This window comes from Pyxidicoccus xibeiensis (assembly GCF_024198175.1).
Classification (GTDB): Bacteria; Myxococcota; Myxococcia; order Myxococcales; family Myxococcaceae; genus Myxococcus; species Myxococcus xibeiensis.
Map to the genome: position 1 here is coordinate 654,704 of NZ_JAJVKV010000005.1, position 14,996 is coordinate 669,699.

Annotated in this window: 16 protein-coding genes; 7 read left to right on the plus strand and 9 right to left on the minus strand. The window is 70.2% G+C overall.

Features of this window, described 5'->3' with window-relative positions; genetic code table 11:
* Positions 1-118: 118 nt before the first annotated feature.
* Together sugE and LXT23_RS25215 are read right to left on the minus strand one after the other, a co-directional pair.
* Complete coding sequence (gene sugE / locus LXT23_RS25210; RefSeq protein ID WP_253982837.1) at positions 119-436, minus strand: quaternary ammonium compound efflux SMR transporter SugE; 318 nt, start codon at positions 434-436, stop codon at positions 119-121.
* A gap of 13 nt (positions 437-449) precedes the next feature.
* Complete coding sequence (locus tag LXT23_RS25215; protein WP_253982838.1) at positions 450-1,190, minus strand: SDR family NAD(P)-dependent oxidoreductase; 741 nt, start codon at positions 1,188-1,190, stop codon at positions 450-452.
* Positions 1,191-1,290: 100 nt separating this feature from the next.
* On the opposite strand from LXT23_RS25215, the gene LXT23_RS25220 reads away from it, so the two are divergent.
* A complete protein-coding gene (locus LXT23_RS25220) occupies positions 1,291-1,908 on the plus strand; it encodes a TetR/AcrR family transcriptional regulator (RefSeq protein ID WP_253982839.1) in 618 nt (205 codons plus the stop codon).
* 82 nt (positions 1,909-1,990) lie between these two features.
* On the opposite strand, the gene LXT23_RS25225 is transcribed toward LXT23_RS25220, so the two are convergent.
* The 5 genes from LXT23_RS25225 to LXT23_RS25245 all read right to left on the minus strand — a co-directional run bounded on the left by LXT23_RS25225 (position 1,991) and on the right by LXT23_RS25245 (position 7,553).
* The gene (locus tag LXT23_RS25225; RefSeq protein ID WP_253982840.1) at positions 1,991-4,012 is read right to left on the minus strand and encodes an ABC transporter permease subunit/CPBP intramembrane protease; all 2,022 of its coding nucleotides are present in this window, start codon (positions 4,010-4,012) and stop codon (positions 1,991-1,993) included.
* A gap of 14 nt (positions 4,013-4,026) precedes the next feature.
* On the minus strand, positions 4,027-4,752 hold the full coding sequence (gene ccmA / locus LXT23_RS25230) for a heme ABC exporter ATP-binding protein CcmA (protein ID WP_253982841.1): 726 nt from the start codon (positions 4,750-4,752) through the stop codon (positions 4,027-4,029).
* A gap of 128 nt (positions 4,753-4,880) precedes the next feature.
* On the minus strand, positions 4,881-5,216 hold the full coding sequence (locus LXT23_RS25235; RefSeq protein WP_253982842.1) for a winged helix-turn-helix domain-containing protein: 336 nt from the start codon (positions 5,214-5,216) through the stop codon (positions 4,881-4,883).
* Positions 5,213-5,923, minus strand: coding sequence for a hypothetical protein (locus LXT23_RS25240; RefSeq protein ID WP_253982843.1), 711 nt, complete (start codon positions 5,921-5,923; stop codon positions 5,213-5,215). Before LXT23_RS25240 ends, LXT23_RS25235 begins: the two co-directional genes overlap by 4 nt.
* 112 nt (positions 5,924-6,035) lie before the next feature.
* Positions 6,036-7,553, minus strand: coding sequence for an Hsp70 family protein (locus LXT23_RS25245; protein WP_253982844.1), 1,518 nt, complete (start codon positions 7,551-7,553; stop codon positions 6,036-6,038).
* A gap of 228 nt (positions 7,554-7,781) precedes the next feature.
* On the opposite strand from LXT23_RS25245, the gene LXT23_RS25250 reads away from it, so the two are divergent.
* Positions 7,782-8,510 (plus strand): AzlC family ABC transporter permease, encoded by a 729-nt coding sequence (locus LXT23_RS25250; protein WP_253982845.1) that lies wholly within the window; start codon positions 7,782-7,784, stop codon positions 8,508-8,510.
* On the plus strand, positions 8,507-8,815 hold the full coding sequence (locus LXT23_RS25255; RefSeq protein ID WP_253982846.1) for an AzlD domain-containing protein: 309 nt from the start codon (positions 8,507-8,509) through the stop codon (positions 8,813-8,815). Before LXT23_RS25250 ends, LXT23_RS25255 begins: the two co-directional genes overlap by 4 nt.
* Before the next feature lie 434 nt (positions 8,816-9,249).
* Here the strand turns inward: LXT23_RS25255 and LXT23_RS25260 are convergent, their stop codons facing one another.
* Positions 9,250-10,497, minus strand: a complete 1,248-nt coding sequence (locus LXT23_RS25260) for a hypothetical protein (RefSeq protein ID WP_253982847.1) — start codon at positions 10,495-10,497, stop codon at positions 9,250-9,252.
* Positions 10,498-10,580: 83 nt separating this feature from the next.
* Between LXT23_RS25260 and LXT23_RS25265 the strand changes: the two genes are divergently transcribed.
* The gene (locus LXT23_RS25265; protein WP_253982848.1) at positions 10,581-11,414 is read left to right on the plus strand and encodes a hypothetical protein; all 834 of its coding nucleotides are present in this window, start codon (positions 10,581-10,583) and stop codon (positions 11,412-11,414) included.
* Positions 11,415-11,538: 124 nt separating this feature from the next.
* The gene (locus LXT23_RS50880; RefSeq protein ID WP_456106203.1) at positions 11,539-11,970 is read left to right on the plus strand and encodes a DUF7919 family protein; all 432 of its coding nucleotides are present in this window, start codon (positions 11,539-11,541) and stop codon (positions 11,968-11,970) included.
* 86 nt (positions 11,971-12,056) lie between these two features.
* On the opposite strand, the gene LXT23_RS25270 is transcribed toward LXT23_RS50880, so the two are convergent.
* A complete protein-coding gene (locus LXT23_RS25270) occupies positions 12,057-13,562 on the minus strand; it encodes a sigma-54-dependent transcriptional regulator (protein WP_253982849.1) in 1,506 nt (501 codons plus the stop codon).
* Between the two features lie 222 nt (positions 13,563-13,784).
* Here LXT23_RS25270 and LXT23_RS25275 point away from each other — a divergent pair, with 222 nt between their 5' ends.
* Together LXT23_RS25275 and LXT23_RS25280 are read left to right on the plus strand one after the other, a co-directional pair.
* Positions 13,785-14,537: an OmpA family protein gene (locus LXT23_RS25275; RefSeq protein WP_323379084.1), complete on the plus strand. Its 753-nt coding sequence runs from the start codon at positions 13,785-13,787 to the stop codon at positions 14,535-14,537.
* Between the two features lie 22 nt (positions 14,538-14,559).
* On the plus strand, positions 14,560-14,994 hold the full coding sequence (locus tag LXT23_RS25280; protein WP_253982851.1) for a chemotaxis protein CheW: 435 nt from the start codon (positions 14,560-14,562) through the stop codon (positions 14,992-14,994).
* Positions 14,995-14,996: the final 2 nt, after the last annotated feature.

Consider the following 14,996-nt stretch of genomic DNA (forward strand, 5'->3'; position numbering starts at 1 on the left):
CATGCTCGCGGAAGGAACGCTCATTCCGGGACGATGCCCGCGGGTGACAGCCGGGCTGCCCTCCTCCCGGAAGGAACGCTCCTTCCGGAGAGGAGGTGGGACCGCGCTCCGCCCTGGCTCATTCCTCCAGGAGCTTCAGTCCGATGACCCCGGAGAGAATCAGCGCCACGCAGGACAGCCGGGGCAGCGACGCGCTCTCCCCGAGCATGACGATTCCGGCGAGCGCCACCCCCGCCGCGCCGATGCCCACCCAGACCGCATAGGCAGTGCCCACGGGCAGGTGCTTCAGCGCGGCAGAGAGCATCACGAAGCTCACCGCCGCGGTGCTGATGCCCAGCACGCTGGGCCCGAGCCGGGTGAGCCCCTGCGCATGCTTCAGCGCGAGCGCCCACACAATCTCCAGCAGTCCGGCGACGACGAGGAGGAGCCATGCCATGGCCGTGCGCCCTTCAGGCCGAGAAGCCGCCGTCGACGGCGATGGACGCGCCGGTGATGAAGCGCCCGCTCTCTCCGGCGAGGTGGGCCACGGTGGCGGCGATGTCCTCCCCTTCACCGAACTGCTTCACCGCGAGATGCGTCAGTCCCGCCTCCGCTCCCGGAGCGCTGGCCGGGTTCATGTCCGTGTCGATGGGACCAGGGTTGATGACGTTGGCGGTGATGCCTCGTGTACCGAGGTCTCGGGCCAGTCCCCGGGTGAGGCCGGTGAGCGCCGACTTGCTCATCGTGTAGAGGGTGACGCCCGGCTCCGGCACCCGGTCCGAGAAGCACGTACCGATGCTGATGATGCGCCCGCCCTTGCCCATGTGCCGTGCCGCCGCCTGCGCCGCGACGAACACCGCGCGCACGTGGATGGCCAGCGTCCGGTCCACCTCCTCGAGCGTCACCTCCTCCAGGGGCCCATTGGGGAAGATGCCCGCGTTGTTGACGAGGATGTCGAGCCGCCCCAACTCCGCCACCGTCCCCTCCACCGCCCGGATGACCGCCTCCGGGCTCGCGCTGTCGGCGGCGATGGCGATTCCCCGCCGGCCCGCCGCCTGGATGTCCCGGATGACCGCCTGCGCCTTCTCCGGAGCGCTCACGTAGGTCAGCGCCACGTCGGCCCCCTCCCGGGCCAGCCGCCGCGCGATGGCCGCGCCGATTCCCCGACTGCCTCCCGTCACCAGGGCCACCCTGCCCGACAGTCCCGACATGTCCGCTCCATTTGTGTATCGATTGATACAGAATGGGTAATGGCGTTGTCTGGGGCCCGCAACCAAATTATTTAACGAGCGATATAGAAAGGAGCGGGTGATGGCGACGCGAGGCCGCCCGCGCGACTTCGACAGGGAGGTCGCCCTGCGGCAGGCGATGCAGGTCTTCTGGGAGCGTGGCTACGAGGGCACGTCCCTGAGCGAGCTCACTGCGGCGATGGGCATCAAGGCGCCCAGCCTGTATGCCGCGTTCGGCTCGAAGGAGGAGCTGTTTCGCGAGGCCGTGCGGTTCTACGACTTGCTCGAAGGTGGAGCGACGAACCGGGCCCTGAGGGAGGCGCCCACGGCGCGCGCGGCCGTGGAGGCCATGCTGCGCGACAACGTGAAGGAGTACGCCAGCCCCAGCACTCCGCCGGGCTGCATGATCGTGCTCGCCGCGGTGGCCGGCTCGACGGAGAGCGCGGGCGTGCGGGAGTTCCTCGCGGAGCTGCGTCGAAGCTCCACCACCGACATCCAGCGCCGGCTGGACCGCGGCGTCGCGGAAGGCGAGCTGCCACCGGGCACGGATACCGCGGCCATGGCCGCCTTCTACGCCACCGTCCTGCAAGGACTCTCCATCCAGTCCCGGGATGGCGCCACGCTCGAGACGATGACGGCCGTCGCCGACTGCGCGATGGCGGCCTGGGGCTCGCTGGTGAAGCCGCGAAAGAAGCGCTGAGGAGGGCCGCACCGGGCCCTCACGGTGGGCCCGGAGTGCAGCGCGCCGGGGAGAGGAGCGCGTCCGCCCGGCGCATGACGCGTCAGCCCTGCTGGGGCGCGACGTTGCCGGCCAGCGGCGTTGGCGCCTGGCGCAGGGCCGGTCCACTCATCCCGCGCAGCACCCACAGCCCCATCACTCCCACGCCACAGAGCGCCACGGTGCCCGGCCAGCTCTCCAGCCAGGCCGGGGTGCTTCCCGCGCGCGAGAGGAGGACGGAGACGCCGTTGTTGAAGAGGTGGAGCAGCACGCCCGCCAGCATCGACCCCGTGCGCAGCGTGGCGTGGCCGAGCACCAGCCCCACCACCCCGGCGAGCAGCACATGCGCCGGGTGGATGTGCACCAGTCCGAAGGCCAGCGCGCTGCCCACCACGGCCACCACCCGAGAGCCCGTCCGCGACAGCCCCGTCAGCACCACGCCACGGAAGGCGGCCTCCTCGCAGAGGGCGGGCACCAGCGCGAGCACCGTGAGCGCCAGCGGCAGCGGCCAGCGGTTGCTCTGCTCCATCACGCTCTGCAGCCCGCGCAGGAACTCCTCCGTGCCGGGGACCCAGGACGTCTCCAGCACCCGGCGCAGCAGCGACTGCAACCCCAGCACCCCGGGCGCCAGCATCAGCACCGCCAGCAGGCCCCGGCCCGAGGGCAGCCGCAGCCAGAACACCTCGCGCAGGTCCGCCCCCGAGCGCCAGGCCCACAGCACGGCGAGCCCGAGGAAGCCTCCCACCTGGAGCACGATGAGCAGCCCCCACATCGGCAGGTGCTTCATCAGCAGCACGGCGGCGAAGAGATAGAGCACCATGGCCACCGCGCAGAAGAGCAGGGCGCCGCCGGGCGACAGGTGGTCTCCGCGACGCACCTTCCGGCCGAACACGTCACGCCAGGGCTTCTCCCCGGACAGCAGCACCTGCTCGCTCTCGAAGACGCGGGCCGCGAAGAGGATGCCCACCACGCTCCACGCGGCGCTGCTCACGAGCACCAGGCTGAAGACGCTCGCGTTGACGGTGGCGGTGAGCAGCTCGCGCAGCAGGAGGGCCACGTTGAGTATCGGCACCAGCGCCATCCCCGCGGTGAGCTGGATGCTCGGAAGCTGGCTGGCCATGCCGGCCATCATCACCGCCAGCAGCACGGGCATCAGGAGGTTCTGCCCCTCCTTGAAGTTGCGCGCCATCACCCCCACCGCCAGCAGCAGCGCGGCCACCAGCATGGCCAGTGGCACCAGCGCGGCGAAGGCGCCTGCCAGCGCCGTGGGGTTCACGCTCACGCCCTCCGCGCCCCCGAGCAGCAGGAAGGTGAGCCCCAGGGCGGCCAGGTTCGCCAGCGTGCCGCCAATCGTGAAGAGGAGCACCGCGCCGTACTTGCCCGCCACCACCTCCAGCGGTGTCACCGGCGCGCACAGCAGCGTCTGCAGCGTGCCGCGCTCCTTCTCTCCGGCGGTGACGTCCAGGGCCGGGTAGAAGCCGGCCAGGACCATCATCGACAGCAGCAGGTAGGGCAGCGCCCACGCGAGCATCGCCCCCGGCGCCTTCACGTCCTGCGCGGTGAGCTTCACCGGCTCCGCGAGCGCGGGAGGCAGCGCGGCCGTCGCCAGCCGCTCGCGCAGCGACACCGTGGCCGTCTGCTGGAGCGCCGTCTCCAGCCGGCGCCGCGCGTGCGAGGAGGCCGGGCGCGACGAGTCGAAGATGAGCCGCACGTCGAGGTTGTCCTCCGCGCCCGGAGCGGACGCCCGGTGCACCACGAGCACGGCCTGGACCTCCTTCCCCTCGAAGCGCGCGCGGGCCTCGGGCTCGGGCTGGGAGGGGGCCTCGTCGCGGCGCTCCACCCACGTCACGCGCTCATGCTGCTCCAGCGAGGCCAGGAAGGACGCGGGGACGGGGCCCCACACGGCGAGCTGGAGGGGCTCTGCCTCCAGCTTGTGCTTGTACGAGCCCGTCAGCGCGGCGGCCCCCGCCATCAGCAGCGGGTAGAGCAGCATGGGCACCAGCACCAGCAGCAGCAGGGTCCGCTTGTCGCGCAGGGACTCGCGGACGTCGCGGCGGAGAATCGTGTAAGCGGTGGACAAGCGCATGGCGGGCCTCGGGCTCAGGCGGTGCGGAAGGGGAGGTGGTGGAGGAAGGCCTCGGTGAGGGTGCGGGCGCCGGCGCGGGCGCACACCTCGGGGATGGGGCCGTGGTCCAGCACCCGGCCCTGGTGCAGCAGCACCACGCGGTCGCACAGGTACTCGGCCTCGCCCAGCACGTGCGTGGAGAAGAGGATGGCCCGGCCCGCCGTGCGCGCGTCGCGGATGGCGTCCAGCAGGAAGCGGCCGCTCAGCACATCCAGCGCGGTGGTGGGCTCGTCCAGGATGAGCGCGGGCGGCTCGTGGAGGAACGCGCGCGCCAGGTTCGCCCGCTGCTTCTGCCCCGCCGACAGCGTCCCGCAGGGCTTGTCCGCGAAGGCCTCCATCTCGAAGCCGGCCACCAGCGCGGAGATGCGGCGGCGCAGCGTCTCGCGCGGCAGCTCGTGCAGCTCGCCGAAGAAGGTGAGCACCTCGCGCGGAGACAGGCGCTGCGACAGCGCGGTGTCCCCGGACAGGAAGCCCAGCTGGCGCTTCACCCCGAACGGGTCCGTGAGCGTGCTGCTGCCGGCCACCACGGCTTCCCCGTCGGAGGGCGTCAGCACGCCGGCCAGCATGCGCAGCAGCGTCGTCTTCCCCGCGCCGTTGGGGCCGAGCAGCCCCACCACCTCGCCCGGGGCCACCGTGAAGCTCACCGCCTTCACGGCGGTGGCGGCCCCGTAGTGCTTCGTCAGCTTCCGGGCTTCAATCATGACGTCGGGACTCCTTGGGGGACTGCGTGGGACGGCCGCGCGGGCACACCTCTCCCGCTCCGGTTTCCGGCGTCGGGCGCACGGAGCCGGTGGTGGCGTTTCAGGGGGACGGCTTCAGGACGTCGGGGCTACTCGGTGCCGCCCTCGGGCACCCAGCGCCGGGCGCTGCTGCGCAGCTTCTCCAACTGCTCCCAGTGGCGGTCCACCGCCTCGCGTCCCGTGGGGGTGATGCGCAGCACGGTGTGGGGCGTCTTGCCCTTGAACTGCTTCTCCACGGAGACGAGCCCCGCCTCCTCCAGCTTCGACAGGTGGCTGGAGAGGTTGCCCTTGGACAGGCCGGTGAGCCCCTGCAGGTAGAGGAAGTCCGCGCTCTCGCACGCGGTCAGCGCGGTGAGCAGGGCCAGCCGCGCGGGCTCGTGGATGAGCCTGTCCAATCCGGCCAGCTGTTCGAACGGCGCCTTCATCCCGTGGCCTCGGGCCCCGGTGCGCCGGGCTCGGAGGGCGGCTGTGCGTCGGGCTCCTCCGCGTGCGGGGGCCGCAGCGTCCGCACCAGCAGCCGGTGGTCCAGCACGGAGAGGGCGACGATGACCAGGCCCCACACCGCATGGAAGGTGGCCATCTCGCAGCGCCAGTCCAGCGCGGAGCTCCCCGGGTGGAGCAGCGTGCACAGCGGGTTGAAGCCCAGGCCATGCACCCCCGCGAGCAGCAGCATGCCCCCCGCGATGGGCGGGTAGTGCGGCACGAAGCGTCCCATCCACGCCCAGTAGGCCACCAGCGAGCCCGCGGCCAGCACGAGCGCCAGCGTCACCGGCATCGGCTCGCCGCTCTTCCTGCCCAGGGCCAGCACCACGCCCTGCGACAGCACCAGGCCCGCCAGCACGAACGTCCACATCATGCGGCGGCGCGTCTGCAGCGTGGCGGCGCTCGGCTTCACGTCACCGAAGCGGCGCCGGTAGTACCAGCCCAGCACGAAGTACAGGACGAGGGCCACCGGGCCCCCCACCTCCAGCACGGTGAGGCTCAGCCTCGGCGGACGGCCGCCCTCGAGCGGCAGCGACGCAAGGAAGACCGCCATCACCAGCAACATCAGCCCAATGGGCAGGAAGCGCAGTCCCTGGAGCCAGTCGTAGTACCGCGTCACCAACTGGATGCGTCGGAGCTGCTCGTTCATGGCCTGGGCCTCCAGCGGTGCAGACAGGTCTGCGGTACAAACCGCAAGAAGGAGTAACCGAGCAGCCGGTCTCTGTCAACGACCGGTTTGCAGTGCGGACCGCCTTGAGGGCCTACGAGGCGGCGCGCCGGGGGGCGCGGGGGTCGGTGATGGTGAGCGGGTGACGGGCGCCCTTGGGGGAGACGAGGGCGGCGTTGAGGACGAAGTCCTGGCCCATGCGCAGCTCCAGGGTGGTGGGCCCCTTGTGGGTGGTGCGCCATTCGAGGTCGATGCGGACGCTGCCCAGCAGCTCGCGGTCCACGGTGGTGGCATCGAGCGACTCGAAGAGGACCACGGAGAGGGGGCCGGGGATGAGGGGCAGCTCCAGGGTGATGGCCTTGGTGGCGGGCACGGGGGTGTTGGCGGGGATGACCTCGTGCTGGGCGCCGCCGGGCACCATGATGCCGATGGACATGGGCACCACGTCCGACAGCCCGGTGATTCCGCGCGCCAGGTTGCGCCCGAGGATGGCGGCGCCCACGGCCACGCCCAGCTCCGGGTTGACCTCCTTCTCCGAGGACAGGCGCTTGAAGTGCGCGAAGCGCTGGCGGATGACGGGCATGCGCGTCTGGCCACCCACCATGACGAGCTCGTCAATCTGCTCCGGCTTGAGCTTCGCGCGCTCCAGCACGTCGTCGCACGCCGAGGCCGTGCGCTCGATGAGCTGGAACACCATCTCCTCGAGCTGCTTGCGGGTGAGGGTGTAGTCGAAGTCGATGAAGCCGCCGTCCTTCTGGGCGATGCAGGGCACGCGCAGCACGGTGGCGTCGCGCTGGGACAGCGACATCTTCGCGGACTCGGCGGCGAAGACGAGCCGCTGCATCACCACCTTGTTGCCGCGCAGGTTGATGCCGTGCTTGTCCTGGAAGTCCTGCACGAGCATCTCGACGATGCGCTCGTCGAAGTTGGCGCCGCCGAGGAAGGCATCACCACCGGTGGCGAGCACCTGCACCACGCGGTTGCGCACGGCGAGCAGGGTGGCGTCGAACGTCCCGCCGCCGAGGTCGAAGACCATCACGGTCTGCTCGGGGTTGCGCAGGTTGGCGTAGTAGAGCGCGGCGGCGGTGGGCTCGTTGATGATGGCGCGGACCTGGAGGCCGGTCTGCTCCGCGGCCTGCCGCACGGCCTCGCGCTGGCGGATGCTGGCGTGGGCGGGGACGGTGAGCACGCACTCCTTGAAGGGCTCGCCGGCGGCGTGGTTCGCCAGGGTGAGCATCTGCTTGATGATGAGGTGGGCCACCTCGGTGAGCGACGTCTGCTTCCCGTACATCGTCACGGCGGTGTAGCCGTCCGGGGCTTCCACCAGCTCGAAGGCGTACTTGTCCTTGTGCTGGGTGACGTACTCGGACTGGAAGCGGCGGCCCAGGAAGCGCTTGGCGCCGAAGACGGTGTGGCGGGGGTCGTCGATGATCTGCCGCCGCGCCGCATGGCCGACGATGGACTTGTCCGCTGCGTGGAACCACACCACCGAGGGCAGGGTGAAGCTCTTGTCCGTGACGGGGACGACGCGAAGCTTGCCCGTCTTGTCGAAGAAGGCCGCCGAGGTGTTGGTGGTCCCGAAGTCGATGCCGAGGATGGAGGCCGTGCTCATACAGGACGGACTCTCCCACGTCCGGGTGACGGGTTCAGCCCCCGAAGTGCCCAAGGTGTGCGGGACGGGCCCACTCTTCCTGTGCAGGTGAGGCAGTCAGGTAAGTCGAACTTAAGTGACCAGGCGCTCCGGGGCATGGGGCGGTCCCGGTGTTGGGGGGCGCGGACAGTCCCTGGATGCCGCGTTCTCCATTGACGTGTGGAGGTGGGCGTACGCAGATGCGCCGCGATGGGAACCCTCGACCGTTCACTCATCCGGGATGTCGCGGCCATCTCCGCCGCGGCGGGAGTCATCGGCGTGTCCTTTGGCGCCATCGCGGTGGCTGCGGGCATCTCGGTCTGGCTCGCCTCGCTGATGTCGCTGCTGGTCTTCGCCGGCGGCTCGCAGTTCATGATGGTGGGCGTGGTGGCCGGGGGCGGCAGTCCCGTGGCCGCGGTGCTGGCGGGGTTGCTGCTCAACGCCCGGCACCTGCCGTTCGGCTTGGTGGTGGCGGACGTGCTGGGGAAGAGCTGGCCCATGCGGCTGCTGGGCACACACCTGATGGTGGACGAGTCGGTGGCCTTCGCCCTGGCTCAGAAGGACCCGGCGCGGCGGCGCGCGGCGTACTGGCTCTGCGGTGGGACGCTGTTCGTGGCGTGGAATGTCGGGGTGGTCATCGGCGCGATGGCGGGGCGGGCCCTGGGCAATCCGGACGCGCTGGGGCTGGATGCGGCGTTCCCCGCTGGAATGCTCGCGCTGCTGCTGCCCTCGTTGATGGCGCCCCGGCGGGAGAAGCCGAAGGCGGAAGCAGGGGAGGACGTGGCGGGGGTAGATGCCCGCGAGCCGGTGCGCGCGGCGGCCCTGGCGCGCAGGGTGGCGCTGCTGGGGGCCGTCATCGCGCTCACCACGACGCCGCTGCTGCCGGCGGGACTGCCGGTGCTGCTCGCGCTCCTCGCCCTGGTGGTGGCCCTGCGATGACCCTGCTCCCCATCCTCATCCTCGCCGCTGGCACGTACGCCTTCCGGCTCGCGGGGCCGTTGCTGAGCCAGCGCATCCAGGTGTCCGCCCGGGTGCAACGGCTGCTGACCTTGTCGGCCATCGCGCTGCTGTCCGCGCTGGTGGCCACGGCGGCGCTGACCTCGAATGGTGGCTTCGCCGGCTGGGCCCGTCCAGCCGGTGTCGCGGTGGGCGCGGCGCTGGCGCTGCTCCGGCTGCCCTTCGTGGTGGTGGTGGTCGCTGCCGCGGCGACGACGGCGCTGCTGCGTATGACAGGCATGGCATAGCAGGCAGGCGCAGTGTCTCACTGATTTCTCCCAGGAACGCGTGACATCCGCGTCGTGGTTGAAGTCCCGGAAGTTGGGGCGCACCGGGCAGCCGCCATGGCATGTCAGCTGCAATCCCCTCCACAACACCTTGGAGGGGCAGTGCACATGACTCGCAGGCTTCGACTCGCCGTTCTTCTTCTGGCTCCACTCGCCTTCGTGGGTTGCAACGAGGGTGAATGCAACGATTCCTCCGACTGCGTGAGCGGCCAGGTCTGCGTTCACCAGGACTCGCACGACGTCGACCAGGACACCTGTGAGCAGCCGTGCACCGACCGGAGCCAGTGCCTCGCGAACCAGTCGTGTGGGTGCCCGGACTCTCCCTCGGGAGAAGCCTGCACGACGGACGGTGGCAAGACGACCTTCTACTGCATGAACTGAGCAGGCCGTCGCGTTCAGCCGACGTGGAGGACGTGGACGAACCCGTTCTCCGCGGCGCTCGGCACGAAGTGGTCCACCGAATCGTTCGGGCCATGCCCGCCGTTCTCCACCTTCACCTGGGGACCCAGGGCTCGGAGCCTCTCTCGTGCCGTGGGCCCCACCGCCGACTCCTGCACGGTCAGCCTCCGCAGCCCACCGAGTTTCGGCGCCGCGTGGAGCAGCGCGCCCGCGCCCGCGTCACCGAGCAGCCCATATGAGAGGTCCACGCTCTCGAGGCGCGACAGCAGCGGCGCTTCCAGGAGGAGGACCACTGCCTCGTCGGCGAACTCGCAGGCCTGGAGCCGCAGGTGCTTCAGCTTCGGGACGCGCTCGCCGGAGAAGAGCGGCGCCAGCTGGGGCGCGGCCACATTGGCACCGGACTTCGCGGAGCCGAACCAGAGCGTGAGTGTCTCGAGCTCCGGCCAGTCCGCCTCGACGACGGCGCTCACCGCCTCCTGCGACAGGCCGCCCGCCCGGACGTGGAGCGACTGCAACGCGGGCAGGGCGAGCCGCCCCAGCTCGAGTCGTCCGGCCTGGAGCGCGAGGTGTCGCACCGACCCGAGCGATGGATACGCCGCGCCTGGAGCGCCTCGCGTGGCCGAGAAGACCTCGACGACCTCGAACGCGCAGAGCGTCAGCGACGTCAGTGACGCGGGCACGCCCGAACCCAGCACCTTCACCGCCCGGGCGAAGTCGTCCTCGTCGTGACCAACCTCGACCACCAGCCTGCGCAGTGCCTGGGCGGCCCTGGCCTTGAGCAGCGTCTTCAGCGGGCTCGTGCGAGGTCCGGCGAGGGGGGCGCTCACCTGGACCCGAGCGGAGACGAGCGCACCCTCCTGCCGTTCAAGGACTTGAAGCAGCCCGCTGCCCTCCAGTGCCGCCAGCTTTGACTCACCGGCCCAGGGGTCGGCAGCCTGGAGCCGCTGCAGCGGCCTGGGCGGCTCACGTCGAGCGACCGTGCCGGAAGCATCGAGGAGCAACGAGCCGCCGGGACGAGGTCTCGGGGCCGCGCCGGTGAGCAGCGACGGACGCGCGTCGAGGGGCTTGTAGCGCTCCGACCCCCAGCGCTCGCGAACGAAGTCGGCGGCGAGGAGCGCGTCGGAGCCGGAGGCATAGACCTCGGTCACTTCATCCGTGGGCCGTGCCCCGGTGCGGATGCGCAGCTGCGTGCCACGGACCTCGAGTTCGCAGATGACACCCTGCGGGCTGACGAACCTTTCCATCCCTGGACCTCATGGCCGCCACGTCGGCGGCAGGTCCAACCTACCCACAATCCCGGACGCGGCGAAGAGGAGGCGTCGGCAAGGTGCCGCTCCTCGGCCGGCCTATCGAGGCCATCGGCGTGGACCTGTGTGACCGCGAGACGGACCTGCGCTGGGCGAGCCTGTCGCACCCGCGGTTCCGTCAGCAGGGCCTGCATTCACTCTCCCACGGCCCGGCGGGTAGGCTCCCACGGATGCGAAAGACGCTGGGCTCCCAACTGGACGCTCTTCTCGGCGCGCACCAGACGCTGCCGTGGCTCCTGCATCTATATCTCCTGGTCCCCTTCGTTCTCGCCCTGACCACCGTCACGGGCCTGCTCTTCACCCTGCCTACCGGGCCGCTGTGTGACGAGGGGATGGTCCTCTTCATGGAAGGGGGCTGTGATTGGGGTGAGAGCAACATCTTCTTCTTCGCGAAGCTCAACCTCCTCTTCGCGGCGAACCTCGCGTTCGCCCTCTGCCTGCGCAGGCGTGAAGCCCCGCTGGCGGCGTGGCTGCCCCACCTCGTCATGCTCTGTTGTCTGGGAGGGTTGATGTGGAGCGGTGGAAGCTGTGACACCTACTACGCGCATCCGAATGGCAGCATGGGGCAGATGGTGCTGGAGCTCGCGGCCTTCTCGGCGCTGGGCATCGCGCTGCTACGTCCACTCGCCCACCGCTCCCGCTCCGTTCAGTTGCTCGTGGGGCTGGGCTGGAACGCAGCGCACGTGGGGGCCTTCTACCTGTGGCTGGGCGTCACGGACCATTGGACCTGGACGCACACGGCACTGCTCTGCGCCACGCTGCTCGCGGCGGCGATGGTCGTGCTTCTGACGACGCCTTCCCCAGCGCAGGCGCCTGACGGTGGGGCTGCGGACCTCCGTGTGCCCAATCCCTGAGACATCCCTGGCCGAGCGTCTCGAGGCCCGTGCCGCCTTGCTCTCCGCCGCCAATGCCGCTCAGGGGGGAAGAAGAACGTGATACCTGCTACTCCCTACGGCCGCGATGGCCGAAAGGAGCGCCATGTACTTCGCGGACATGAGCGAGCAGTGCCAGGTGGGGGCAGGCCCCGGTGTGCGGTCCGTGGGCTGGCTCGACGTCGCGCACGAGTTCCCAACGGGCAGCGTGGCTCCCGAATACATCGAGGCCTTGAAGCGTCACGTGAGGACCGCCTGGGCACCTGTTGCCTTAGCGGGGCCTCATTTCTGCCAGTTCTGCCCGAAGGGCGTTCGTACCGGCGCTGCGCGCAACGTCTGGATTCCATCCGCGGAGCACCTCTTCATCGCCCCCGAGATGGTCGTCCACTACATCACTGCGCACGGGTACTGCCCGCCGGCTCCTTTTCTGGATGCCGTCCTTGCGTGTCCCGACCAGGGCTCCCCTCAATACTTCGAACGTCCGCGCCCCTTTCGTCATGCATTTCCCTGGATGACCAAGTGGCCCCCTGCGCCATGACAGGGTTGCAAGATGCCATCCTGCTCGCAGCTTCGCGCCTCCTCGATGTGAGCTGGTGGTGAGGTACGAACGCCGCCAGGGTGCACCTACGACTCCGCTTGTCCCCGCCGCAGGCCCAGCGCCTTCATCTTCTTGTAGAAGTGCCCACGCTCCAGGTCGAGCAGCCGCGCCGCCTCGGTGACGTTGTCGTGGGTGTGCGCGAGCACGAACTGGATGATGTCCCGCTCCGCGTCCTCCACCTGCTCGCGGAACGTCCGGTCTGCCCGGGGACGGAAGCCCGTCGGTACCGGCGCGGGCACCGCCTGCGCGGGCGCTCCCAGGGCCGGTGCGGGGACGTTGGCCGCCAGGTCCAGCGCGGCCTCCGAACCCGGAGCGGGCAGGGCACCCACTGAAGCGGTCGCCTCAGCCGGAGCCGGCGGGGGCACATTGCGTCCCCGGGGCAGCAGCTCCAGCGCATCCGTGCGAGTCACCAACGGCCCCTCGCACAGAATCGCCAGGCGCTCCACCAGGTTGCGCAGCTCGCGCACGTTGCCGGGGTAGTCATACGCGCTCATCACCGCCAGCGCGTCCGGTGACAAGGTCAGCGGCCGGCGCCCGTTCTTCGCGCACGCCTCGCTCAGGAACGTGGAGATGAGGTCCGGCAAATCCTCGCGCCGCTCGCGCAGGGGCGGCGAGTGGATCTGCACGACGTTGATTCGGTAGTACAGGTCCTCGCGGAAGCGCCCGGCGGCAATCTCCTTCTCGAGGTTCTTGTTCGTCGCCGCGACGACGCGCACGTCCACCTTGAGCGTCTCCGCCCCGCCCACGCGCTCCAGCTCGCCCTCCTGGAGCACCCGCAGGAGCTTGGCCTGCATGGCCTGCGGCATGTCGCCAATCTCGTCCAGGAACAGCGTGCCCTCGTGGGCCAGCTCGAACTTGCCCCGGCGCACGCTCACCGCGCCGGTGAAGGCCCCCTTCTCGTGGCCGAACAGCTCGCTCTCGATGAGGTCGTGCGGCACCGCCGCGCAGTTGAGCTTCACGAACGGCTGGTTCTTGCGCTTCGAGTTCTGGTGCAGCGCCCGCGCGATGAGCTCCTTGCCCGTGCCGTTCTCCCCCGTGATCAGCACCCGGCCTTCAGAAGGCGCCGTGCGCTGGATGAGCGAGAAGATGCGCTGCATGGCCGGGCCGCTGCCCACCATGTCGTAGCGCCCCAGCTGCGCCCGCAGCTCCTGCAGCTCCTCCATCGCCGCCTGGTGCTTGAGCACGTTGCGCAGCGCCACCAGCATCCGCTCGCGGGCAATGGGCTTCTCCAGGAAGTCCCGGGCCCCCAGCTGCGTCGCCTTCACCGCCGTATCAATCGTCCCGTGCCCGGACATCATGATGACGGGCAGCTCCGGCCGCAGCTCCGTCAGCCGCGCCAGCGCCGTCAGCCCGTCCATGTCCGGCATCTTCACGTCCATCAGCACCGCGTCCACCGGCCGCGCGCTCACCACGTCCAGCGCCACCTGGCCGCTGCTGGCCAGGTGCGTCTGATACCCCGCGAGCTGCAGCGACTGACTCAGGGTGAGGAGGATGTTCTTTTCGTCATCGACGATGAGGACGGAGGCGGGCATGGCGGATGCTCCCGGCGGCGGGCCACGGGGCGCGGCCACTCGCTGGCGGACGCGACAATTTCACGGAAAATATTTGGAGATTCAAGGGTTTCGGAGCGGGCCGGGGGTGTCTCGGATGGGACAAATGCTTTGACTCGCCACGCCAGTGCGACTACACGCGACCCGAATTGCCCGCGTGCGCGGGTGTTGATCCGTTCGTTTTTCACGAATTCGGGAGGAATGATGCGTCGGATTACCCTTTGGGCGGGGCTCTCCCTCGCCATGGCCGTGCTGACCGGCTGCCCCCCTTCGTACCCCAACTGCAAGGACGACTCGACCTGCACCGAGAAGGGCGAGGTCTGCGTCCAGGGCACGTGCCAGGAGTGCGCGACCGACGCGAACTGCAAGGAGGGCTTCACCTGCCAGGCCAACAAGTGCGCTCCCAAGCCGCCCGAGTGCACCACGGACGCGGCCTGTGGCACCGGCCGCATCTGCGAGGCCGGCGCCTGCACCGAGGCCCAGTGCAAGGACGACACGGCGTGCCCCGGTGGCGGCAAGTGCCAGGCGGGCCGCTGCCAGGCGCCCCAGGACACCTGCTCCGCCAACACCGACTGCGGTGAGGGCCAGGAGTGCCAGGCCGGCAAGTGCGTGACGGCCGCCGCGGACCGCTGCGACTGGAGCCCCGTTCGCTTCGGCTTCAACGAGTCCTCCCTGTCCTCCGAGGCCCAGCAGCGCCTGTCGGACCTGGCCAACTGCATGAAGACGGGTCAGCAGGGCCCCCTCACGCTTGCCGGGCATGCGGACGAGCGTGGCACGGAGGAGTACAACCTCCAGCTGTCCAACCGCCGCGCGGCGGCCGTGAAGCGCTACCTGACGGACCTGGGCGTGGCCAGCAACCAGGTGAAGACGGTGGGTTATGGTGAGACCCGCCCCGTCGCCAACGCGTCGAGCGAAGAGGCGTGGTCGGAAAACCGCCGCGTCGAGTTCCAGCGCTAGTCTGAGGTAGGCTGCGCGCTCGATGGCCGTCCACGAGCCTGAAGCGCGTCAGTCGTATCTCGTCTTTGCCTGCGGTAGCAGCTGGTACGCGGTACCCGCGGAGAGCGCGGCGGAGGTCGTTACCTTCCCCGAGCTCACGCGGGTGCCCGGTGCCCCTGCCCACCTGCTTGGCGTGTTCGCCCACCGGGGAGAGGTCATCCCCGTGGTGGACATGGGCCTGCTGGTGGGAGGCGCCAGTCAGTCCTCGCGGCGGGCGGTGCTGGTGCGCCTGCCGCGCGGCACCCTCGCCCTCACGGCCAGCACGGTGGCCGGCGTCTCCCCGGTGACGGGCGCGCTGGAGCCCCTGGGCCCCACCGGCGTCCACGTCCACCTGCGCGGCCCCGCCAAGAGCGGCCCCCGGGACGTGGCCGTCATCGACCCCGACGGCCTCTTCGACCACCTCAGCCAGGGGGCCTGAAG

Bases quoted from the DNA above. Each gene is read 5' to 3' on its own strand.
- sugE (WP_253982837.1), bottom strand. From the start codon at position 436: ATGGCATGGCTCCTCCTCGTCGTCGCCGGACTGCTGGAGATTGTGTGG.
- LXT23_RS25215 (WP_253982838.1), bottom strand. From the start codon at position 1,190: ATGTCGGGACTGTCGGGCAGGGTGGCCCTGGTGACGGGAGGCAGTCGG.
- LXT23_RS25220 (WP_253982839.1), top strand. From the start codon at position 1,291: ATGGCGACGCGAGGCCGCCCGCGCGACTTCGACAGGGAGGTCGCCCTG.
- LXT23_RS25225 (WP_253982840.1), bottom strand. From the start codon at position 4,012: ATGCGCTTGTCCACCGCTTACACGATTCTCCGCCGCGACGTCCGCGAG.
- ccmA (WP_253982841.1), bottom strand. From the start codon at position 4,752: ATGATTGAAGCCCGGAAGCTGACGAAGCACTACGGGGCCGCCACCGCC.
- LXT23_RS25235 (WP_253982842.1), bottom strand. From the start codon at position 5,216: ATGAAGGCGCCGTTCGAACAGCTGGCCGGATTGGACAGGCTCATCCAC.
- LXT23_RS25240 (WP_253982843.1), bottom strand. From the start codon at position 5,923: ATGAACGAGCAGCTCCGACGCATCCAGTTGGTGACGCGGTACTACGAC.
- LXT23_RS25245 (WP_253982844.1), bottom strand. From the start codon at position 7,553: ATGAGCACGGCCTCCATCCTCGGCATCGACTTCGGGACCACCAACACC.
- LXT23_RS25250 (WP_253982845.1), top strand. From the start codon at position 7,782: ATGGGAACCCTCGACCGTTCACTCATCCGGGATGTCGCGGCCATCTCC.
- LXT23_RS25255 (WP_253982846.1), top strand. From the start codon at position 8,507: ATGACCCTGCTCCCCATCCTCATCCTCGCCGCTGGCACGTACGCCTTC.
- LXT23_RS25260 (WP_253982847.1), bottom strand. From the start codon at position 10,497: ATGGAAAGGTTCGTCAGCCCGCAGGGTGTCATCTGCGAACTCGAGGTC.
- LXT23_RS50880 (WP_456106203.1), top strand. From the start codon at position 11,539: ATGTACTTCGCGGACATGAGCGAGCAGTGCCAGGTGGGGGCAGGCCCC.
- LXT23_RS25270 (WP_253982849.1), bottom strand. From the start codon at position 13,562: ATGCCCGCCTCCGTCCTCATCGTCGATGACGAAAAGAACATCCTCCTC.
- LXT23_RS25275 (WP_323379084.1), top strand. From the start codon at position 13,785: ATGCGTCGGATTACCCTTTGGGCGGGGCTCTCCCTCGCCATGGCCGTG.
- LXT23_RS25280 (WP_253982851.1), top strand. From the start codon at position 14,560: ATGGCCGTCCACGAGCCTGAAGCGCGTCAGTCGTATCTCGTCTTTGCC.